This is a genomic window from Paenibacillus radicis (ex Gao et al. 2016), from assembly GCF_014641555.1.
Taxonomy (GTDB): Bacteria; Bacillota; Bacilli; order Paenibacillales; family Paenibacillaceae; genus Pristimantibacillus; species Pristimantibacillus radicis.
This window is the reverse complement of record NZ_BMHY01000005.1, coordinates 74,830-97,017: the sequence shown is the minus strand read 5'-3', so window position 1 is coordinate 97,017 and position 22,188 is coordinate 74,830. Positions and strand designations below refer to the sequence as shown.

The window sequence follows — 22,188 nt, the reverse complement described above, 5'->3', positions numbered from 1 at the left end:
TTCGCACTCCACGAGGTGTTTTTCAAATAAAATAGGGGCACCTAAATGATTGCCCCTTGAGCTAACGTGACAAGATCCTGCATCAGCATAAAGCGATGGCAAGCTCTTCCCTTTTTAGGTAGAGAGCTTGTCTAAGTTAAAGTGCCCCGCTTACTGCATTCTTCTTATTCTGAATTCTAAGGCCCCTTCTATGTGTCATAAATAATACGAAGTATCCCAGCGTGACAAGGATACATATTATGATGTCAACAAGGATCAAATTCTGATAATTTCGGAAATAATCGAAGGAAAAGCCTCCGATTAATGCACCCGCAATGCCACCGCCCTGGTGGAAGAATAGTAATATCCCGGTATGTTTTCCTTTTCCGTTTGCAAATTCATTGATGACAAGGATCCCCCCCGGCACTGCGCTTAAGTATGTAATTCCGAACGCTATTGCAAAAACAATAGGTGAACTTCCCAAGTGCATAAAGAGGAAAGCAAAGCCCATTATACGTATGCCATACAAAACAGACATTAGCATTAATTTATTGTATCGGTCCAGAAAATAGCCGCAAATGAGTGCCCCCGTAATTTCCATAATGCCAAGTATACTCATGGATAGGGCGATCATGCTTGGTGACACATCGGCCAGCTGATGTATGGCTACTAAATTCATTTCGATGGAACCCATATTGACTCCGCAGGTAAAAAGCGCAATTGCGACCATAACAAAGATTGGAAGATGAATGAATTTCTTGGAGAATGGAGTTATTGTAAGGGGCGTATCAGGCCCATCAACTTCTATTGGATGATCCGATTGGGGTTTCTCCATATCTTTCTGTTGCAGGCTCTTGATTCCCATCCAAATTACTGGAAATGTCACAAAAATGCCTAGGGCAAAAGAAGCTATAAAGGCATCCTTCCAAGTCAGCCAACCAACAGATACGAAAATTGGCGTAATAATCGCTAACCCTAGAGAGGATGCGCTCGCCAACAGTGACATTGCTTTAGCTCGGTGATGCCTAAACCATTCTAACATCAATATATAGCTCGTCGTTGCCCCAATGCCAGCTAACCCAGAGATAACGCCATATCCAATAAAAAAGACGATAGGATCGTTCCCTAATAAGACAACGCCAGTGCCCATAGTACTCATGATTGCACTTAAAAAAAGCACCTTCTTTGTGCCGTAACGATCGGCAAGCCAACCTCCCAAGGGCGCGCATATAGCTGTTATTAATAAATTCGTTGACCATGCCGTTGAAATAAATCCCCTGCTAATCAGTAAATCTGCCGATATTTGCACCTGAAAAAATGCCATGCTAAATCGGGTCAATGCACCAATAAATCCAATAATCCAGAGAGCCCCCAACCCAACCCAAGCATGCCTGGATTCCTTAAACCATGTCGCACTCACTCTTGTCCCCCCTTGTCACCACAAAAAAAGATACCGATAGGTATCTTTAATATTAACATAGATGCATTGTTTTGCAAGAGTGGAAATTCATTTGATTTACTACGTGTACAAATACAATTGAAGGGGTATTCGGGTTCATCCTTATCCGATACAACAGAGTTGACAGGTATCAAATAAGGCGGCATCTACCGCCATTTTTCCAGTAAAGACGAAATTGCAAATGAAGCTTTTAGCTATGCTGACCATGTCAGTCAACAAGAAATGGCCTCTGGCAAGCTGCTGGCATATTTGAGCGTATACGCGAAAGTAGTGGAAGCGCCGCCCTTCATCGGGGGTTGCCCGCTCTCAACACAGCTATTGATAGCGACGACAGTCACCCAGGCTTACGCGAAAGAGCCAAGCAAGCCCTAATAGACACGCAGGAATCCCTAAAGAAAATCATATCCGAAACTAAATGTACGTTACCATAATAAAAGCCCTCAGAGTGATGGAGGGCTTTTGAGTAAGCTTCTATATTTAGAACAGCATTCTTGTCACAACAAAATTTTTCGCCCTATTTATGATAAGGCTCAGCTTAACGGGGCTATCGGCGAAAAATACGAAAGGAGCTGTCACGGCGCATAGTTATCACCTTTTAGAGCGAAACAAGGGCAAAAATTAAGCCTTCATAACATGTACTGAAGGCCACCGAAGTAAATCGGCGGCCTTTGCAAACTTGATTTATCTATCGTACCCGTTAGTTCAGCGAATTGATTTTTTTAAACCTTATCTAAGTGATCTAGATGCAGGTGTTAGCCTAATGGTTCAAATGTACTATGCATTCAGCTTCAGTTCTGCTTGCTCCTAAAATACTCTGCTGTTTCACGAATTTCATCATTTTCTGAGAATAATCCTCGATCAATAAATACTTTTAATAATTCTGGAACTACCTCTCGTGTCACTTCTAGTAATCTAATGTATTGCCATTCATCCGCCCAATCAATACTTCTATTAACAACTTCAGGATAGTATTGTGTCAACCACTTGAGTGGTATTTTCTTCATACTATCTCTTGCTAAAGTAATTACAGTTATGTTCTGACTCTCACAAGCATAATTAACAAGAACCCCCAGCAAGTTCATTCCAATTTCACTTGGCATTTGGTCGAGGGTTTTTAGACTTTCATAGGCATCCGGTAGTACTTTGTTAAGCGCTTTGCGTAACTGTAACTCGTAGGGATCAACTAATTGGCTGTCCATTATTATTCACCTCCGTAATCCACTGGTAAGGCCTTGAACTGACAATTGGCGGTTTCACTGCTCTGCCTCCAGATTAGTAATCTTCCACCCAACAAAACTTGTAGCCAAAGCCGCGAACCGTTTGAATATATTTGGGTTCCGAAGGATTGACCTCGATTTTTTTACGTAAATAGCGAATATGAACGCTTACCGTGTTCTCCTCGCTTGTTCCTTCCAGCCCCCAAATTCTGTCGTATAGCAAGCTTGCGCTGAACACTTGATTTGGGTGATCGGCCAAAAATAAGAGAAGCTGCCGTTCCTTAGCCGATAGTCCTACCGTCTCTCCGCCAACCATCACTTCGCAGCTATCCAGATCGATGCTCAATTCCTGATTACGCAATCTATTTTTATAATTTGACTGCTTCCAATAAGCGTAGCTGCGCAACTGTGTCCGAATACGTGCGATTACGACATCGACATCGAATGGCTTCACAATATAATCGTTCGCCCCACCCTCCAAGCCGGCTACGATATCGCCGCCTTCCTTCCTGCAAGTAATTAGAATGACGGGAATATCCGAACGGTTGCGAATTTCAGCGCACAGGCTCATCCCGTCTCCGTCCGGAAGGTTAATATCCAGCAGAGCCAGATTTGGCAATTCATTGCCCAGTAAAGCTTGTGCTTCTCTCACGCTTCCAGCTGTCGTCACGCGAAATCCGCTGCCCTCCACGCACAACCGCAGCAGCTCCCGAATATCCCGTTCATCCTCAACGATCATGATGTGCCCGTCAGACATTTTAAGCACCTACCTTTCATTCCGATATCGACTTCATCCGACTTTTATTGTGGTATTCCCTCTGAAAATGACGCAGCACAATTTACATCCTCGCTACACCAGTTTAATAGTAGATTAAGAGAATGAAAAAAAGGAGGCTCCGGCCCTTACGCGGTCTCCTCTGGCTCCATCTCCCTTACATGTGCATAACGCAACGGAAAACGGATATAAAACGTGCTTCCTTGAGTAGATGAACCTTCAAGTCCGACCTCGCCGCCATGAGCGTTCATAATTTCTCGACATATCGGCAGTCCCAGCCCCGTTCCCGTAATCGCTCCTGTCTTAGCGCCTTTCCCCCGGTAATAGCGCTCGAAAATAGACTCCCGCTCCCCCTCTTCTATCCCGCACCCACTGTCGATTATCCGAATGGTAATGGCGGAAGGCTGAGCCCCGAGTTCCTCCATTGTCGCCTCGATGCGAATCGTACCTCCCGGAGCTGTAAACTTCCGCGCATTCGACAGCAAGTTAGCAAACACTTGCTCCACGCGCATCGGATCGGCGTAAATGGCCGTAAATCGATCAGGCCAATAAGGCTCTGGCATCGGAACCCAGAAGAAGGTAAAGCCCTGCTCCAGCATGTCCATCTGCACCTTCGAACACAGCCTTGCGAATAAAGCCCCAAACGGAACAAGCTCGTATTCGAACTGAATATGTTTATTTTCAAGCCGGACGATTTCCAGCATATCGTCGATCATCCGCTCCATCACCAGCGATTTATCATGAATGACCTGAAGATAGCGGGTTTCTCCCGCCGGAATCGTACCATTCAGCATTAACTGGACATACCCTTTAATTGCTGTAATCGGCGTGTTGAGCTCATGACTTACTTCGGAATACATATTGCTGCGAATCTGATCGATGTGGGATAGCTTTTCATTGGCTATTATGAGCTCGCCATTTACCTTCGCCAGCTCCTTGTTCGTTGAACGTAACTGTGCCATACGCATAAGCCGCATGCCCATGATTATCCCGGAACAGATGACTACCCCGCCGAAGCCAAGAAAGGTCCAGCTGATCTGGGCAAGCGCGTGATGCGACGTCAACAAGGTCCGCGTCGTAGGAAAGAGTCCGAATTGCCCGCTCACCGCCCGACCAAGTACAAGCCCTCCAACAAAAAAGGCATTTCCGATTGCAAACACCATGATTTCCGAATTTCTTCGTCGTTTAAGAGCAAGAAAAAGGACAACTATTAATGCAAGTAACAGACATGTCGAAACATAATCGTAAAAAAGCCGATAAAATAGCAGCTGCGCTTGTTCACCGAACAACAGCCAACCCGCAACCGAAACAAAGGCATAGACTAACACCGCGTAACCAAGATTACGAATCCACTTGCTGCCTTTACCACCAACAATCGCATACGTGATCAAAATCCCGCTGGCATATCCGATATACCAATTAAAGTGAATGAGCGATCCCCAGACCCATAGAGCTTCTGGTCGAAAAGCAAACTGCCAGCCTCCCCACATGACGGTTAAATCTATAGCAAAACTCGCCAAAAAAACGGCAAAATAAATAAAAAGCGTTTGGCTGCGATTAAAAAAATACAATAGTAAAGATACCGCGCTTAACAGCGATAGCACAATTGCCCCAGCCCACATCGGCGCTTCCGTTCGCAGCAGCTTAAGCGCTAAAGACGATGAGGTTCCCGACCATACCTCGAAACCTTCCAAATTTTGATGAGGGGAAATGCGAGCCACCAGTACTTGATCTTCATGACCCGTTATATTCTCATACGAAATGATTCTCCAAGAAATAAATCCCGATGGTAGGAGCTTCTCTGACTTGAAGACAGGCTGGCCGTCCAGAAATAAGGCAATCTCAAAATCCTTAACTAGATAGGAATAAACCAGAAGCTGCCCCGGTGAAATCCCTTTTTTTGAAAGATTAGCTTTTAGCCAAAGCTCGTTGCCTGGATGAGCGCCATTCCGATCCGAATCCATCTGGGAGAATGGATGCCATTCGGAAGGCAACTGTCCCTTAGTCATATTTCCGAAATAGTAGGCTTCCCAAGCGATCCTCGATGCCTGATTTTGATTCTCATGCGAGCTTGCCTGCACCGGGTTAGCTTGAAGAATGAGGCCAGCGGTAAGCAGCACAAGGATAAGCCTTATGATGTGTAATCTATTCGATTGGCTCACAATATTGATCTTGTCTCCTTTGGCATATCCTAGGCTTGTTGTCCTCAGTTTAACCTGTCTCTGCATTCAAATCCACATAGCTGGGAGGTTCATTATGATTGATACCGTATTACCATCAGCAAGGACGCAACGCGACGCATTGGCCGCCAAGTTGAGCAACATCGCTGTCGATTGCCAAGGCAGTCCGGGTTATCCCTCTCGGCAGCGGGGAATCCGGGTTATCAGTTCTACAAAACAAGGCTGCTTTGAATTTGACTTCAAAACAGCCTTGGTCTAGATTCTTTACTTGCTTTTTTGTTCCAGCATTTTTAAGAGCACCGTTACCGCCTCTGCTCTTGTCATTTTATCTCCAGGAGCAAATTGGTTCGCGCCTTTGCCTTCAATAATACCCAGATTTTTTATAGTGGCCACAGCGCCTTTCGCCCAGTCCGGAATGTCTTTATCATCTGCAAAGCCAGGTGTCTCAGTTGTTCCGCCAGTCAGGCCCAAGGCCTTTGCAATCATCGCAGCCATTTCTGCACGAGTGATTTCCGCATTCGGGTGGAAGGAGCCGTCCTCATAACCACTAATAATACCCGCGTACACTGCCTGCGCAATGGATTTCTGCGCCCAGGAGCCAATCTTCTCCTTGTCGGTGAACGTCAGCGCCGCTCCATCTCCTTGCGGTTTGAGCGCATTCATCAGCATGACCGCAAATTCCGCGCGCGTCACGGTGCGACCCGGCTTGAACGTATTGTCCGGATAGCCCTTAACGATGCCCGCGCTTACCGCTTGCTTAATACTGGCTTCCGCCCAATGTGCGGCAATATCGCTGAAGCTCACTTTCGTTAATTCGTCCGTTGTCGGAGGGGCAGCATTGGCTACCGCAAATACAGCGTATTTGGTGAAGTGATTAACCTCTACGGTAATGTAATTACCGCTCACAGTACCGCCGACCTTCACCCATTCCTTCTTCACTTCGTCATAATAGAAGACGACCGCCTTCTCATTGCCCTTCAAGCTATTTAGATCAAATTTGAAAGAGAGCGTGACAGATTTGTCGAAGTTCTCCACGAAGTTTTTTAGAATTTCAAATATCGGGCTAAGCAGAATATCCTTATTTGTAATCAACGTCTGTACATCCGAGACTTTATCGATCGTTAATTTTAACTCTTTGCCTGTAGCGTTAGCAGGAATGACGATCTTGATCTCATCGCCTTGGCTAACCTCTCCCGCTTTGCCTGCGGGAAGCGTTAAATGACCATCTGTAGAGGTGACCTTGGGGTCACTCGTTGGCGAAGTTGGCGTGTATGAGCCGCCATTACCGTTCGTTGCAACCGACATGCTTTCGCTGGCATTCGAAATGTTTCCCAACATATCAACAGCCTTAGCCGTATAAATATACAGCTTCGAAGCAGAAAGCCCGGTATCGACATACGTACTTTCAGCCGTTTCTACAATGAGCGTCCCGTCACGGTAAATCATATATTTGGCCACACCCGAATCATCGTTCGCAGCAAGATGAAGTGTAATCGAGTTTGTCGTTTTTGCGCCCGATGTGATTGTTACCTGGTCCGGTGCGGTCATGTCCGCCAGCACTCCGAGTGTGGAGAAATGGCTGACTGTCGTCTCGATGCCGTTGTCCGTTACTCGGGAGGGATTATATTCCCACTTGCCAGTAGACACGTTGTAATAATAAACAGCGAGCTTACTCCTATCTAAACTAGCGTCATACCCGAGTGTAATCTGTACAGGTTGAGTAATGGTCATGCCTTCAAATTGAAATTCCATAACTTGTCCTGCTCTAGCGAGTTTAACCTCCCCGGAGGGCGTGGCGTTCGAATCTTGTACCGTCAATGTTGCCCCTTCGGGAATCACCAGTCCGTCAGGCAGCTTAATTGCGAGCCCGCCCGGGTACGTAAGCGTACGAACCGAAGGGTCTAATTGCATCGGCTCTCCTATGATACCTTCTCGGGCAATTGTGACCACGTATGTCGTGTTTGAGCCGTCTGGCGCCGTCACGGTAATCCGAATCGGGTTATGTCCGACAAACAAGCTTGATGCACTGTAGCCATATACATTTTCCGTTACCGAATTGTAATTCGCCCCCGTAACCGTTAGAGCTTGGTTGGGATCCCCTTTACTCAGAAAAAGGTTAAGAGTAGAAACCGAATTCTCAACTCGTACAACATAATTCGTCTGAGATGGTAAAAAATGAATTGTTCCATGATCCGTTGACAAGCCGGACAATAATGTGTTCGCTGACAGCCATTGTGCGTACAAGCTAACATTCTGAGTGCCTATAAACAAATTCGCCCCACTGGTATAGCTAATGCCGCTGCCGTCCGCCGCTGTATTCCAACCTGCAAAAGTATATCCCGTCTTCACCAGATTCCAGTTGTTGCCGGATACCGATACCGAAACGCCCTGCTCATACGAGCCGCTATCGGTCGGTACGCTTCCTCCCGTACTGCCGTTGCCGCTATATGTCACCGTGAATGTAGGGTTCAATATCCATTTTGCATATAGCGTCACATCGGACGAGCCCATGCTGAATGAGGCGCCTGAAGCATAATCTGTTCCGATTCCATCCGCCTGCGTATTCCAGCCTGCAAACGTATAGTGAGTCTTCACCAGATTTCCGTTGTTCCCGGATACCGACACCGTATCGCCCTGCTCATACGAGCCACTGTCCGTCGGTACGCTTCCTCCCGTACTGCCGTTGCCGTTATATGTCACTTTGAATGTAGGGGTCAATATCCATTTGGCATATAACGTCACATCGGACATGCCCATGCTGAAATAAGCACCTGGAGCATAATCTGTTCCGGTTCCATCCGCCTGCGTATTCCAACCTGCAAACGTATAGTGAGTCTTGAGTAAAGCTGCCGTATTGCTATAAACGATGACTGTTTCGCCTTGCGAATACGACTTGCTGTCAGTCTGCACACTCCCGCCTGTGTTTCCGTTCCCGTCATAAGTCACAAACTTTTGTATTGCCTGCAAATAGGGATATCCGTTATTGCGCGATGGACTTATCCCCCAAATGCTTGTGAAGTCCCAGTTTGAATCTGCATAAGTGCTTTGCGTCTTCATCTCCGTGGTCGATCGGCCAACGCCTTTGCCTGTATCCGATTGACCTGTTGTACCCGAGTCGTAGAAGCTGTAGCTGATCGTTCCACTACTATTGTTGCCAATCAAACCGCCTACTTTGGTGCCGCTTCCCGTTACACTTCCTGCTGCATAGCTGTAGCTGATCGTTCCGCTGTTGGTGCCAATCAAGCCGCCTACATTGGTGCCGGTTCCTGTTACGTTTCCTGCTGCATAGCCGTAGCTGATCTCTCCGAAATTGGCTCCAACCAAACCGCCTACATTGGTACTGCTTCCTGTTACATTTGCTTTTGCGAAGCTGTTATTAACCGTTCCATAGTAATTGTAGCCAATCAAACCGCCTACACTGGCGCTTGTTCCTGTTACACTTCCTGATACATAGCTGTTGCTTATCTCACCGCCATCGATACGGCCTACCAAGCCGCCTACATATTGTTTGCCTGTAACATTTACATTTTCCAGAATCATATTGGAAACACTTGCATCATAGTCTATATAACCAAACAACCCTGAAAAATTATCATTAGGTCTATTAATCGTCAAGCCTGTGATCTTGTGTCCATTGCCGTCCATATGCCCCTGAAATCGGCCGCTAGAACCCCCAATCGGTAACCATCCTTGGCCATAGCTGCTCAAATCAATATCTGCCGTCAGCTTGAAATACAGATTCGAACCCAAATAATTCCTGACCGTATCCAACTCCTCACCAGTTGTAATCTGATAAGGATCACTTGCAGTACCTGTTCCAACGTCTAAAGTCTTCCTCCATTTCGCGTACAGCGTCACATCGGACGTGATCACGCCTTCAGCGTCTGCTTTATAATCCACTCCATGTCCATCCGCCTGCGTGTTCCAGCCTGCGAAAGTGTAGCCTGTCTTCACCAGATTTCCGTTGTTTCCAGAAATCGACACCTTAATGCCCTTATATGAGCCGCTGTTAGCGGGCACCTCTCCTCCAGTGCTGCTGTTGCCGTTATACACCACGGTATACCTAGGGTGTACGGTAAACGTAGTGGTCGCTTCGCTTGCGGCATGAGCGTCGTCCCCTGGAAAGGCAGCGGTAATGGCGTGCATACCGATCGCCAGAGCGGATGTCTTAAAGCTGGCGCTGGACGAGGCGCTTAGGAGCTCTCCCCATCCCACCGTAATCGTCATGTCATCTTGACCCCAGAAGGTGAAAGTCTGAGCAACAGCATCCATCGTAATGTTCGATAAATAACGCGCTCCTGCCTTTTCCAGTTGGTTAACAATATTGCCGGAAGCGTCGTAAGTAATAATGTTCATCGCAATGCGATTATCCCCAAAACTGTATGCCCGGTAGGTGTATGCCCCCCATTGAATAACGGGACAAGCAGAGCCACAGTTCGTTGTCGTAATCACTGGTTCAGCCGTAGTTAATCCAACTGTCGTAAGGTCCTGATTACCATCCCTGAAGGTGATTGTCCCGCTGGGGGTCATTCCACCGATTACCGGATCGAGTGCAGTGACGTTAAAGGTTACATCCTCCCCAAAAGTTGAATCCATGGAATTTGCTGAAATCTTCAATGTGGCCGTACCCTGAGCTTTAGCGACGCCCGAATAAACGTTGATGAATACTGCCAAAGCGAGGACGACCGTGAATATCTTTTTCTGTTTTACCATTCCCAAAATATTATGCACTCCTATCTCTCCTTTGTTAAATAAATAGAAAATAACAATTAATATAATTCAAGTATTTAAATAGATCTGATGCTTTCGTCCTCCACAATCATAATGTGCCCGTCAGACATAATAGGGGCACTATGCGAATAGTATCAGCTTCAGTTTAAGAGTAGATTAAGAGATGCAAAAAAAGAGACTGCGTAAAGCTGGCAGTCTCTTCCGACCGATCTCAAATTGATCATAGCGAAAGGAATACCCCAGATTTCGCTTTCCGCGAGTGAAGCTAAGCTGCTCTAATAGATCTCTAATCTGTACCTCCCGGCATGAAATATAGCGGATTTTTCTGCGAAACGGCACAAACGATTCGGACATCTGATATCCTTGGGAAAATGGTGAACATTCGTCGATTTTTCCTAAAAGCAAAGACCCTACAGTCGAAGGCTATAGGAGCTCAAACTCTTCATATCTCACTTTCGTTTTACACTCCCGCATATCCTCAACACCCGGATTTTTCGCCGTCACTTGTGGTACGGTTCACCTTAACGGGCCTATCGGAGAAAAAAAAGAGCAGCGGCAATTCGCTGCTTTTAATATACACCGTAAACGCTGTACCGGCTTCATTTGGTCATTCCGCCAAATCTCCTGTTTATGTAGCATAGATCCATGCTTTACTATTCTTGTTCTACAACAATGTCTGCGCAGCGAATAATGAATTCAGGCATCCCTTCGCCCGAAAAAATCATATGAACTTCATACCCGCAATCCGTACGATACAGCTCATTATAAAGCCAGTCGCTGCCCACAATGTGCTCGTCTTGTCTGATGATTTCGTTGACATTATCAAATGTGACCTTATTGTTGTTTGTAAACCCGCCTTGCGTGTCCAGTCTCATGACAATCTGCTTACCGAACGTAAGCTCTGTTACTCTGCAATCGTGAAAATGGAACTGGCTGCGGATATGTTCGGGAATGTTCTCCGCTTGTTGCACCTGCCGATATTCATCCATGACCAGCTTCATGCACTTTTCATTTTCTCTGCTGAGTTTCTTCAGCTCGCGCAATACCTCTCTCGTACTGTAGCCCAGCGCAAATACCCGCATATCTGCAATGCGTGAGGACAGCTCGACCGGCAGTTTATCATACGCTTCCTTATATCTCCAATCCTGGTTCACTCTGAATACATCCTTACTTTTCACTTCGTCAAAAGGAGGTCTTACATCGTAAGCAGCAATTAAATGCTGTATTCGATCCCTTTCTTCAGAAGACATGTGATAGACCATTGTATGCTCTTCACTAATCTCATCCCCGTCCAAAAGCCATTTATCAAGAGCCACAAGCTGTCTGCCATCCTGCTCCAGCATAAATCGGGGATCGACGTCGTATACCTCACGCTCCTGAATAAGGAATTCCTTTTCCTTCCTATTATACAGCCGTAAAAAAAGTGCTTCGTCACGTACATAGGCGCTCTTGTGCACCCTCATGCCAAAATGAAGCCCTGTCCGCTGGCATAATTCATACCATTCTTTTGTAAAATATTTCACAAAACACCTCCTTGATGGCCTGGATTGAATCGATCGTTTTAGCGAGATGGTGTCTTGCAAACATCACATCTAAGGCGATTCAAATAGAGCAAATATCGCTGCCGCTATAACGTTTAATTAAGTTGAGGCACTTACCAGATATTAGGGTTAGAGTGATTCAAGGTGCTTGGTGTATGGTTTTAGTAAAAACATAAGTTGCTCCGTAGTTTCCTTTACATTGCAGGGCATAGAATTATTAATCCACCATTCCAATACTCCAATAAACCCAGAAGTCAAAAAATGAGTGGTTACATCATTTGAAAAGTTTTCTGATTTTATACCGACAACCTCGGTTACTGTTTGCGCAATAATGGCATATAAGCGGTTGCGGAAAAATAATGGAAGCCGAGGTACCGAATCATCTCATGCGTAATATAACTGTAGACGAACACTATTAGTTGTAATCGAATGCAAAAAAACTGGCGACTGTTGATTACAGGCGCCAGCAACTTTTTTACATATATCCAAGCTTGCCGAGCAAACGGCTCAGCATAAGTGCCATTTCAGCACGAGTCGCGGTTTCGTGCGGCTTAAAATTGCCTGCATGGTCGCCTTTAACGATGCCGTAAGCAAGCATTTGCTGCACTGCCTCGGCAGCCCATTTCGACACCTCGCTCGAATCGTTCAGCAGCGCCGAACCATTCTCCAGGGTATTGGAGGCGGAGACGCTATCGTATGCAATTGCTCTTGCAAGAATGACCGCCAGTTCTTCCCTTGTAACAAAATCATTCGGGCGGAAGCTTCCGTCCTCGTATCCGGTCACCAATCCGGCCACTGCTGCGGAGGAAACCGACTTTTCGTACCATTGCCCGGTAATATCGGATAAAGCTGCCGACTGAGCCGCCGCGGGGATGCCTAGCGCCCTAACCAGCAACGCTGCTGTCTCCGCTCGCGTTAAGCGGGCATTCGGATCGAAGATGCCCTCTCCTTTTCCTTCAAAGATGAGCATGGAAGCCAGCTTCTCCGCTTCGTATCTCGCCCAGTGTCCTTGCATATCGGTAAAAGCTTTCCGGTTAACAATATTCACATACAAGCCGTCGCTGCTGACGGGAAGCAACGCATAGGGCTTCCCCCCAATAATTTCATATCGGACTGGAACATATTGCAGCTGCCGAAGCTGCTCGTTCCATACCGTTACAATTGCATCTGCGTCGGTATTTGGAACCGCAATGCGTCTTTCTACTTTGCTGCCTAATTGGATAATGGCAATTTCAGCCCCGTCGCCATTGCTCATAACAATCTTAAACTGAACAGGACCAGACAATAATTCTGCACCCCGGGATTTCAGCTCTGTCAATAAAGAAGCATCAACCTCAATCTCTCCAGCATATATCGCAAAGTTGAGTTTATCGCCGTCCTTGCCTGCATATTGCTTATCTGCGGCAGCAGCCAGCTCGGAGACAGGCAGCCTCATTGTACCGCCGGCCGTTAACACTTGAAACGCAAACGAGGGATTCAACCGGAGCAGTTTGGTTGCCGTTTCTGCGCTCAACTCGAAATATCCCTTTTCTGTATTCTTAATGACTTCAATCAATCCGGATTTCACTTGAGACTGCGTAAGTTTAATCCGTTCCTTCTTATTATTCTCGGCGATGAAATCGATATAAAAGTCCGATTGCGGTTGCTCGGGCTCTTTAGGCTGTTCAGGCCCCACAACAATTGGATTATTCCTTAAAACAATCAATTGAAACTGGCGGCTGTCCGATTCCAGCCCTTTCGTTACTGTAGCCGTTAGCGTAACCGTTTGGTCTCCGGCCCCATACGATGGTCGTGATACCGAACCGTCAGCGGGATTAATCAGCTCCGTTCGGCTTGAAGCCCATGTAACGGCAGAGCCGTTCGTCCCTGCAGCCGGGAGCATCAGTCTATTGCGCACGTGCGTTTCGTCATCTCCGGCTGTGTAACCGATCGCAAGCAGCGCCATGTCTCTTGTTGCTGCCTCTTTGTCCGTCATATCGGCAGCGATGATCGTTAAATGATATTGGACGTTATAGGTTGTCTGATTCGCATCAACCTCTGCTTCCAGCGTTACGGCTGAATCGCCCGCCGAGTAAGCCGGCCGATGCACGGCTCCTGTTGTTGCATCAAGCAAGCTGTTGTCCGAGGACGTCCAGCGGATCGGACGGCCTGCAGCATCTGTGCCCGGCAGCCCAACATTCGATTTCACCGCACCGGCCGTCTCTCCTGCGGCAAACACCGGCTTTGGAGTGGCATAGACGGTTAGCTTGCCTGTGTCGGTTATGAGCTCATAATTGGATAAACGGTTCAACGGATCGAGAAGCTGTGCAGTAATATCATAAACACCTTCAGCGCTAACTACAGAAGCCGCCGATTCATACTGTGCAGAGATGGAGTCGCCGGCAACAACGCCTGTAAGATTGCCGGTTAACTGCGGATTCGCTTTGCCGACCCATCGCGATACCGAATCCGTCGCAACGCGAAGCGAGGCTTTCGTAACCGTCAGCTCGCCTTCCTCAAGGACAACATGATAGTTACTCAGCTTGCCTCCCGGATCAGATAAGGCCGGAACGATCGGATATAATCCCACCGGGCTTAATACGGCTGCTGCTGTCGAGTAGGACGCCAGAATAGCATCTCCATTAACAAGACCGGTGATCGAACCGGATAGAGATGGATTGCCTTGCCCATATGCCCGTGATTGATCCGCAGCAGTGACGGTTAAGGGCGCTTGTGTCACAGTTAAAGTGCCTGGCGAGTAGATGATTGTGTACTTCGTTGATGTCAAACCGCTGGCTGTTAGGTCATAATTGCCGATTGGGCTGGATGCGTCGGCGTGAGTCGAATACACCGGCTGCCCAAGCGAGGAGGCCGTGTCCCATGCCATCAGTCCGCCAAAGCTCATTGTGAAATTACCATTAGACGTTCCATAGGGTCTAGTCGCATTGTTAGGCGTTACAGTGAGCGGGGCTTTGTTGACCGTAAGCGTCGTTGTCTGATCCGCCGCAGGGTAAGGATACGAAGCTGCTGTCGCTACCTTCAGTTCATAGCTGCCCGCAGCTTGTCTAATTGAATAGCTACCTGAAGCATAACCCGCTGCATTCGTCGTTAAGTATCCTATCGAGCTTCCATCAAGGTAGACATTAACTCTCTTTCCTGCAAGCGGCCCTTCCGGAGTTGTCAGCGTCGCCGATATCATTACCGCTTGGCCGTATGTACCGGTTACGGGAGACACGGCGAGCGTAGTCGTATAATCCCTTGGAGAATCACCGACATAAGTGGTAAAGCCCATGTCATAATCAGACCAACTGGAAGCCGTATAAGCTCTTCCTCCTGCATATACGTCGGTCGCATAGAGCTTCCATGTTGTTTGCGGCGTATCACCGATGGAAGACGTTAAGTGCATCGTATACTGCTGTCCTGCCTGCACCTGTGCCGGCTGATCGAACAAAACGGACAGCCAGCCTCCCGGATTATACGGAATATTGCTGCTGCCAAAAGTCGCTGAAGCAAGCACCGTTCCGGACACGCTTTGTCCTGCATAGATACTGAGCGTAAACACAATTCCCGAGCTCCCGTAATCGGCCATATACAAGTCAATTTGATTCAAATAGCCGGACTTACCTGCCGTAAAGCTTTGAGCAAGTCCGTTCGCCCGATACGTGCTCCCCGGATCCCCTGCTCCGGATGTTTGGTCAGGCGCATCGGCAGCGGCTGCCATCGATGCGGGCAGCGCGGCAAGTATCGGCACAAGCGTAAGTATCAATGCTAGCAAAAGGCGGACCATCCAAGACGTCGTCCGACCGTAAACTACTTTCTTATTCTCCGTATGTCCCCAATTCATTGTTGTTCTCTATTCTCCTCTCTCAATGGTTTACAGTTTATTCTATCGTTACTGCTACTGCGTCATGTAGCCTATTAAAGATCAATTCCTGAGAATTGTAGAACTTAGCAAATCGATAACTAACACAAGCACACCTCCACTTTTCATTGTTCAACTCTCTTTGTGTTCAAATCATTATAGTTCGAACCCTAAGAGACTGTAATCCTTCTAAAGATGTACTGCTAATTAAATTTCGCCCTACTTATGATACGGTTCACCGTATCGCTCTAAAGGCGAATTATAACAGGAGGACGCCTCCATTTACCGCATCCCCCTGTTAAAAAGAAGTTGGAGGCACCGACATCTCAGGTGCCTCTTCACATTAATGATTGTTTGGAAGAACTTCAACGCGTGGTCGAATTCTTTCACGAACCTCATTATAGATTGGAATTTCCACGCCTTCTGCCACCTCTAATGAGACAGCCAGCGCATAGGGAACTTCCACGTTAAGCTTTCCTGCTTCTTCTCTACAGTTAACTTTAATTTGAAGCATGTCCCCGTCAACAAACGGCATTGCTCGATCACCCTCAAGAATTTCATGTTGGACTGTCCCTCTACGTACTGCAGTCCAATCAGCTTCGACTCTTTTTAGTGCTAACTCTTCTGCTGGGGGATCAAACCACAGCTGCCCTTGTCGGTATTTTTGATCATTTGAGTTTATTGGAGAGAACCACGCCAGTGTAATGGTTAGCCTTCTCTTTATCGTTTTACTACTGAGTGATGGAGGAAGCGGCACAGAATAGATATGTGCTTTTTCTTTCGTCAACGTGTTTACTCCAAATAATGTGGCTCGTTGTTCTGTACATTCATATACCTTGTATGCGTCCACTAATCCATAGCCCACTAATCTTGGAACAACACGATCCTTAAATCTCTCTCTTCGATCCTGACCCAGCAACTGCTCTAACGATGAATAAATCGTGTTCCAGCTTGCTCCATGCACTAGTAAGGCCTTAATTAACACTGCAACATTTGCTTCTATTAATTCAAAGGTAGTACCTTCAGTATCAAATTGCTCCTTCAATGAATCGTAAATGATTGCCGCTGTTCTCGTAGCTAGCGCCGCTGCATTACTCGTGCCTCTTGTGTATGCAAATGAATTAAGATCGCCTTCTTTTTTGGGATAAGCGACCTTATGACCAGGTGCCATCAGCGTTGCAGTTAATTTATAATGCTCATTACCTATACCCTCTAAATAAAGCTGTCGACCGCCGCTCATAACAATTTCAGGCTTAATGGATCTCCGATAGCCGAGCCCGAATCGACTCATAGGACTTACCATTGGCAAATGTGAAATAAGCTCTTTCCTAAATCCTAAATACGCAATTGTAGATGAATCATCATGCAATGCCCCAACGGTAATACAATTGATTGCCTCAGATGGGGACAGTAATCTTCTGTCATGAGAAGTACTATGTATTGATTTAACAACTTCTGCCGATAGATCTTCAGCCGTTAACCCCCTTACCTCGGAGGTTGGCATATTTAGATTAATATCACCTACATAGTTACCCGTGCTGACGATAAACAGCACTCTATATTTATAAGATAACCAATCCAATAGTCTGGCCCACGGGCTAACAGAGAAATCAAAAGGTCTTGCTGCATCCCCTATTGAGAGATTGATTATTTTCACTTTAGGAGCTGTTGGACCCATTTCCCCTTCACCTTCAAACATTCGTCTCACAGCACGGTGGATAATATCTACTGGCAGAATGTTGTCTGGGATACATTCATGTATCGTGTCACGAAATCCCCTTAAAGGAGTAAGAATTGGGTGAACATATACCGATCTATTCAACGAAGTCTCGCTTCTATCGATTTCACCATGAATAATTAACGATGCCATTGTAGTACCATGAATTCGCTCATGCGCTTGATACCGACTTTCAAAATCATCAGGGTCGTCAATGATTATTCGTTCTTTCAACATCATATGATTGGACAGCGGCACGCCATCAAATAGTGCTACGATAGGCTCCTGAATAATTTCTACACTTTCGTTATCTATACTCCCATCTAATTCAGGCTCGCCATTTGGAAGCTGGATTATTGCTTGACCTACTGGGCGGAAAAACATTACGCTATCAGCCCGAAGTAATTGGACGTTACTATTTTGGCTTAGATCATGAAAGATTTCAATTCTAGCTTCAATTAAGAGGGCATGATAAGAGATATGTTGAATAGCCGTCTCAGTGATTATCGCGCCTGAAACGTTTTGTAGCAGTGTTCTGATCTCGCTTACAACTTCTCGCCGTTTATCAGCACTCGAACGAAACCATAGCTCTACTTCAAATCGAATTCGTTCTTCTCCTTGCTCCATCTTATCTTTCCAATCAAGTTCAAGCCCAGTGCCTCTGAATCGATCTGAAATGTCCCAAAGACGTATATTTTTTAACTGTGTGAATAAACCTTTAAACCTTCCCTTTCCCCGTGGGAGACCATCTCCATTCTTATATCTCTCCCAAAGTGATCGCAATTCGGTAATTGCCCGTTGATCTGACATAATCAAAAATAGGCGTCCCCCTAATTTCTTATCAGTGGGCTCGCCTTCGTCTACAATATAGAAATCATCGTCTGGATCAAAATTCTGTTCCCATTCTGCTAACCACTCTAAACCATCAATCAGCTTTACAGCATTTATAAAATCTTCTATTGTTCCAATTGTTTCAAAAACTATAGCTTGCTCAGGAATTGCACCTGTTAATGTCGTAGCTAAATGTGCTCGCTGACTATCAAATGCATCTTCCAACCTTGAGAAAATTGGCTCAATGCGATCAATTTGCCTCTGTACGCCTGGGAAATGAGTCCTAGGTATATTATTCCCCTTTTTCTCTCTGCCAGTTTCGCTTGGTGCTGGGAAGATTAGTAGTGGTCTTTCTGCCATTATTCTTCACCCCGAGTGTCATCTATAGTATGAGTACTACGTAACTCCCATTGTTTAAGTCGATCTCGGATGATGGATTTTATATCGGGAGCAGGTAGTGTTAGTATATATCTTCTTTGTACGTCTAGCTCAAACTGTTCAAGTTCAGCAAAACTTAGCCCATACAACTTATCACTTACTGTCCTAGATGTTATACCAACTGGCTCTTTGTAGCGTTTCTGTAATCTGTCAAACCAGCTTATAATTTGTGCTTTTTGTGGCTTAGGCAGCTCCACTCTAATCTGAAATCTTCTCCATACAGCTCGATCTAATAGTTCCTGATGATTTGTTGCTGTTACAACAACTACATGGCTTGGTAAGTCATCAATTTGTAATAACAGAGAACTTACAACGCGCTTAATCTCACCTGTCTCGTGTTTATCTCCGCGTTCTTTACCTATCGCATCAAATTCATCAAAGAATAAAACACACCGCTGTGAGCGAATATAATCAAATAATTTATTTAGTCGGTTTGCCGTTTCCCCTAAGTAACTCCCAATGATTCCTTCATATCTTACGCTAAACATTGGAACCATTAAAGCAGTTGCAATTGCCTCTGCTAAAGAAGTCTTTCCGTTCCCAGGTGGGCCAGTTAATATTACTCGATGCCGTGGTTCAAGGTTATATGCGCGAAGTAAATCGCTTCTATGTTGTTCTTCGATGAGTTCATTACATACTTGAAGCACACTATCTGATAGCAACAAATCATTTATTTCGCGATTCGGAACCACTTCATGAAAGAGATTTCTAATTCCTTCATTCATAAACCTTGACACCTCTTTGGACGGAGCAGACGACCTAAGTCCTTCCGCCAATCTGTCGGCTAGCACATGGTGTTGCTTGTTTCTCTCTTCCGCTATAAGTGCTTCTACAGTTCGCTCAAACATCTTTTTGTCGCCATTAGATCCTGCAGTAACAAGCTTTAATAGCAAATCCGAACGAGCCATCTTCTCACATCCTTTCGGTATCAATATACGTTAAATAGCATGTGATTGCAGCCGTATCAATTATACCAGTGAGGGCTTGGTTATGACCAGTTTTTTATCGTAATGGCGCTTCGCGTAATGGACCTGTCCATTTGAACGACCTTGCGTATAACTATAGACGAATTCAAGAATATACTACCTTAAAATTATATTTTTAGCATTATTTGTGATACGGTTCCCCCCGATTAATCTTCACCGCTCTATATACTTGCTCAACCAGCACCAGCCGCATGAGCTGGTGCGGCAGTGTCATGCGCCCGAAGCTGAGCTTCTGCTGGGCGCGCTGAAGCACGGCGGGAGCCAGTCCATTGCTCCCGCCAATGACAAAAGCCACGTGGCTGCGCCCATACGTGGCTAACTTATCGAGCTGGGTCGCGAGGTCCTCGCTGGACCAGAGCTCGCCATCCAGCGCGAGCGCGACAACATGGGCGTCCGGCTTCAGCTGCGCCAGAAGCCGCTCTCCCTCTCGCTCGCGCACAATCGCTTCCTCCGCCGGACTCATCGTCTCCGGCGCCTTCTCATCGGGCACTTCCGTGAGCGTGAGCTTCACGTAAGGCCCGAGACGCTTGGCATATTCCGCGATGCCAAGCACTAGATACTTCTCCTTCAGCTTCCCGACCGCCGCAATCTGAATATGCATCCCGGCTACACCACCAGGAACTCGGCGCCTTGCTCGCACAGATCACAGCTGCGCGGAGGATCCCAGTCCGCAAATTCAGTTTTTTCCAAGTCAACGATATCAGGCGCATCCTCATACTCGTCCACAAATTTATCAATAGCCAGCTCTACATGTTGTTTGCATACACAATACATATGATGTCGATTCCTCTTTCTTAGCCGTGGTTTAATAATCTACCCCAAGCATAGCAGAATTTCCACATGCCTGTGAAGGGAAAAAGACTTCCACTCGCCCTATTCCCAGCATTTCTGCTCCCCAACCTTGCCATCCGCCATCCTCGAAATGTAAAAATGCATTTCAATCTCCCTCAAATCACCGTTTTTGCCGTTCAAAATGCAAAAGTGCAGGTGAAATGGCCAAATACAGCTCATTTCCCGCCAAATCCGCCAATCAAAATGCACTTTTGCATTTTGAGGCCCCCAAACAGCCCATTTCACCTCGAACAACATGTACTTTTACATTTTGCTCCATCTCCACCCCTCTTATCTACTTGTATCCCTGCCCACATCTCCCATCATTACTACATCCCGCATCCACACCACTTCTGCATCACATCGCCCGCCAGCCAACAACCAACAAAAAAAAGCGCGTCCCCCAGGACGCGCCCCACACAATTGCACTCACAGCTGCTCTTGTAGTTGTTGCTCTTGTAGCTACTCTTACAGTTGCTCTTGCAGTTGCTCTTGCAGCCGCTCTTGTAGTTGCTCTTGTAGTTGCTCTTGCAGTTGCTCTTGCAGCCGCTCTTGCAGTTGCTCTTGCAGTTGCTCTTGCAGTTGCTCTTGCAACTGCTCACACAGCTGCTCGCACGCAACTATCCTCACAAATGCTTCTTCAAAAACTCCATCGCTTGCCGCTTCTGATAGCTGCTCACCTGATGGCCCGTGAACGGATAAATGTTGAGCGCCTTCTCCGACGGGATGCGGTTGTACGCCGCAAATATCGTCTCCGGCATACATACCGTATCCTTCAAACCAACCGACATCATCACCGGCACTTCGATCATCTCGGCGAGATGCACCATGTCGAAGTAACTCAACGTCTTCAATACCGCGTTCAGATGCTGGGGCGAACGATGAACAAATTCAGCCGCTTCCTGCAACGAGCTGGTTGAGTTTAAAATGCCAAAATCCATATGGCACATGTTCGGAATGTTCGCCACGACAGCCGCCGGCACATTGCTTAGCGCCGCCATCATCAGGCTGAGCCCTCCGCCTTGGCTATCGCCGTATACCGCAATTCGCGATGGATCAATCTCAGGCTGCTCCGCCGCCCATTCCAGTGCCTTCAACGCATCTACCGTAATCGCTCTATAGTAGAACTGGTCCTTGTCCAAAATCCCCTGCGTCAGCCAGCCCTTGGTCATGCCATATTCGCTGTCCATCCGGTTTCCGGTTTCGCCGCCTTGGCCGCGAACATCAACAGCGAACACAGCCATGCCGAGCAGCGCCCAATCTGCATACTCTTCAGGATAGCCTTTACCGCCTGTATAGCCGTGAAAGACTACTACGCAAGGCAAGGGTCCCATGCCGTCCATAAACCGTGGTACGATATACCAGCCCTTCAATGGGGTGTCGTCATAACCTTCATAAGTGACATAATACACGTCAACCGCCGGAAAAGGCGTCTCCGTCAATACTCTCATCCCGTGAAGCGGACGCATCGCCGCCTCTTGGAAAGTCCGCTGCCAGAACGCATCCAGATCAACTGGCGGCGTCAAATCCGGGTTATAGCGGTACAGCTCCTCAATTCTTTTCTCTATCGCGTTCATACGTTCTTCCTTCCCGGCTTGACCTGATGATTACTCAAAACTAACCATACGGGGATTACACTGCACTACAGCAATAAATACTCCA

At 46.8% G+C, this 22,188-nt stretch carries 15 protein-coding genes and 1 pseudogene; 2 read left to right on the top strand and 14 right to left on the bottom strand.

Translation table 11 applies throughout. The annotated features are described in order from the left end of the window. Positions 1 to 136 precede the first annotated feature (136 nt). The gene (locus tag IEX98_RS14530; protein ID WP_188889936.1) at positions 137 to 1,399 is read right to left on the bottom strand and encodes an MFS transporter; all 1,263 of its coding nucleotides are present in this window, start codon (positions 1,397 to 1,399) and stop codon (positions 137 to 139) included. A gap of 335 nt (positions 1,400 to 1,734) precedes the next feature. On the opposite strand from IEX98_RS14530, the gene IEX98_RS29550 reads away from it, so the two are divergent. Continuing rightward, positions 1,735 to 1,869 (top strand): hypothetical protein, encoded by a 135-nt coding sequence (locus tag IEX98_RS29550; RefSeq protein WP_374705349.1) that lies wholly within the window; start codon positions 1,735 to 1,737, stop codon positions 1,867 to 1,869. A 357-nt stretch (positions 1,870 to 2,226) separates the two neighbouring features. Here IEX98_RS29550 and IEX98_RS14525 read toward each other — a convergent pair whose 3' ends face one another. The 3 genes from IEX98_RS14525 to IEX98_RS14515 form a co-directional block, all read right to left on the bottom strand. Next, the gene (locus tag IEX98_RS14525) at positions 2,227 to 2,637 is read right to left on the bottom strand and encodes a hypothetical protein (RefSeq protein ID WP_188889935.1); all 411 of its coding nucleotides are present in this window, start codon (positions 2,635 to 2,637) and stop codon (positions 2,227 to 2,229) included. Between the two features lie 73 nt (positions 2,638 to 2,710). Continuing rightward, a complete protein-coding gene (locus IEX98_RS14520; protein ID WP_188889934.1) occupies positions 2,711 to 3,412 on the bottom strand; it encodes a response regulator transcription factor in 702 nt (233 codons plus the stop codon). 146 nt (positions 3,413 to 3,558) lie between these two features. Continuing rightward, positions 3,559 to 5,592: a sensor histidine kinase gene (locus tag IEX98_RS14515; protein ID WP_188889933.1), complete on the bottom strand. Its 2,034-nt coding sequence runs from the start codon at positions 5,590 to 5,592 to the stop codon at positions 3,559 to 3,561. A 94-nt stretch (positions 5,593 to 5,686) separates the two neighbouring features. Here IEX98_RS14515 and IEX98_RS14510 point away from each other — a divergent pair, with 94 nt between their 5' ends. After that, entirely contained in the window at positions 5,687 to 5,869 is a 183-nt protein-coding gene (locus tag IEX98_RS14510) for a hypothetical protein (protein ID WP_188889932.1), read from the top strand. A gap of 5 nt (positions 5,870 to 5,874) precedes the next feature. On the opposite strand, the gene IEX98_RS14505 is transcribed toward IEX98_RS14510, so the two are convergent. The 10 genes and pseudogenes from IEX98_RS14505 to IEX98_RS14460 form a co-directional block, all read right to left on the bottom strand. Beyond that, positions 5,875 to 10,323: an S-layer homology domain-containing protein gene (locus IEX98_RS14505; RefSeq protein ID WP_229692219.1), complete on the bottom strand. Its 4,449-nt coding sequence runs from the start codon at positions 10,321 to 10,323 to the stop codon at positions 5,875 to 5,877. Between the two features lie 671 nt (positions 10,324 to 10,994). Then, a complete protein-coding gene (locus IEX98_RS14500) occupies positions 10,995 to 11,864 on the bottom strand; it encodes a DUF4085 family protein (protein ID WP_188889930.1) in 870 nt (289 codons plus the stop codon). A 147-nt stretch (positions 11,865 to 12,011) separates the two neighbouring features. After that, positions 12,012 to 12,224 (bottom strand): annotated as a pseudogene (locus IEX98_RS29545) (TetR-like C-terminal domain-containing protein); the annotation flags it as partial. 133 nt (positions 12,225 to 12,357) lie between these two features. Further along, entirely contained in the window at positions 12,358 to 15,705 is a 3,348-nt protein-coding gene (locus IEX98_RS14490; RefSeq protein WP_188889929.1) for an immunoglobulin-like domain-containing protein, read from the bottom strand. A 361-nt stretch (positions 15,706 to 16,066) separates the two neighbouring features. Next, positions 16,067 to 18,631 carry a S8 family peptidase gene (locus IEX98_RS14485; protein ID WP_188889928.1) on the bottom strand — a complete coding sequence of 855 codons (2,565 nt, stop codon included), beginning with the start codon at positions 18,629 to 18,631 and terminating at the stop codon, positions 16,067 to 16,069. Then, positions 18,631 to 19,617 (bottom strand): AAA family ATPase, encoded by a 987-nt coding sequence (locus IEX98_RS14480; protein ID WP_188889927.1) that lies wholly within the window; start codon positions 19,615 to 19,617, stop codon positions 18,631 to 18,633. The genes IEX98_RS14485 and IEX98_RS14480 overlap by 1 nt, the downstream gene beginning before the upstream one ends. Before the next feature lie 199 nt (positions 19,618 to 19,816). Further along, on the bottom strand, positions 19,817 to 20,296 hold the full coding sequence (rlmH, locus tag IEX98_RS14475; protein ID WP_188889926.1) for a 23S rRNA (pseudouridine(1915)-N(3))-methyltransferase RlmH: 480 nt from the start codon (positions 20,294 to 20,296) through the stop codon (positions 19,817 to 19,819). A gap of 5 nt (positions 20,297 to 20,301) precedes the next feature. Next, on the bottom strand, positions 20,302 to 20,469 hold the full coding sequence (locus IEX98_RS14470) for a CxxH/CxxC protein (RefSeq protein WP_188889925.1): 168 nt from the start codon (positions 20,467 to 20,469) through the stop codon (positions 20,302 to 20,304). 525 nt (positions 20,470 to 20,994) lie between these two features. Continuing rightward, positions 20,995 to 21,156 carry a hypothetical protein gene (locus IEX98_RS14465; protein WP_188889924.1) on the bottom strand — a complete coding sequence of 54 codons (162 nt, stop codon included), beginning with the start codon at positions 21,154 to 21,156 and terminating at the stop codon, positions 20,995 to 20,997. Then, positions 21,153 to 22,103: an acetylxylan esterase gene (locus IEX98_RS14460; protein ID WP_188889923.1), complete on the bottom strand. Its 951-nt coding sequence runs from the start codon at positions 22,101 to 22,103 to the stop codon at positions 21,153 to 21,155. The genes IEX98_RS14465 and IEX98_RS14460 overlap by 4 nt, the downstream gene beginning before the upstream one ends. Positions 22,104 to 22,188 lie beyond the last annotated feature (85 nt).

Bases quoted from the DNA above. Each gene is read 5' to 3' on its own strand.
- IEX98_RS14460 (WP_188889923.1), bottom strand. From the start codon at position 22,103: ATGAACGCGATAGAGAAAAGAATTGAGGAGCTGTACCGCTATAACCCG.
- IEX98_RS14520 (WP_188889934.1), bottom strand. From the start codon at position 3,412: ATGTCTGACGGGCACATCATGATCGTTGAGGATGAACGGGATATTCGG.
- IEX98_RS14485 (WP_188889928.1), bottom strand. From the start codon at position 18,631: ATGGCAGAAAGACCACTACTAATCTTCCCAGCACCAAGCGAAACTGGC.
- IEX98_RS14525 (WP_188889935.1), bottom strand. From the start codon at position 2,637: ATGGACAGCCAATTAGTTGATCCCTACGAGTTACAGTTACGCAAAGCG.
- IEX98_RS14505 (WP_229692219.1), bottom strand. From the start codon at position 10,323: ATGGTAAAACAGAAAAAGATATTCACGGTCGTCCTCGCTTTGGCAGTA.
- IEX98_RS14490 (WP_188889929.1), bottom strand. From the start codon at position 15,705: ATGAATTGGGGACATACGGAGAATAAGAAAGTAGTTTACGGTCGGACG.
- IEX98_RS14510 (WP_188889932.1), top strand. From the start codon at position 5,687: ATGATTGATACCGTATTACCATCAGCAAGGACGCAACGCGACGCATTG.
- IEX98_RS14480 (WP_188889927.1), bottom strand. From the start codon at position 19,617: ATGGCTCGTTCGGATTTGCTATTAAAGCTTGTTACTGCAGGATCTAAT.
- IEX98_RS14470 (WP_188889925.1), bottom strand. From the start codon at position 20,469: ATGTATTGTGTATGCAAACAACATGTAGAGCTGGCTATTGATAAATTT.
- rlmH (WP_188889926.1), bottom strand. From the start codon at position 20,296: ATGCATATTCAGATTGCGGCGGTCGGGAAGCTGAAGGAGAAGTATCTA.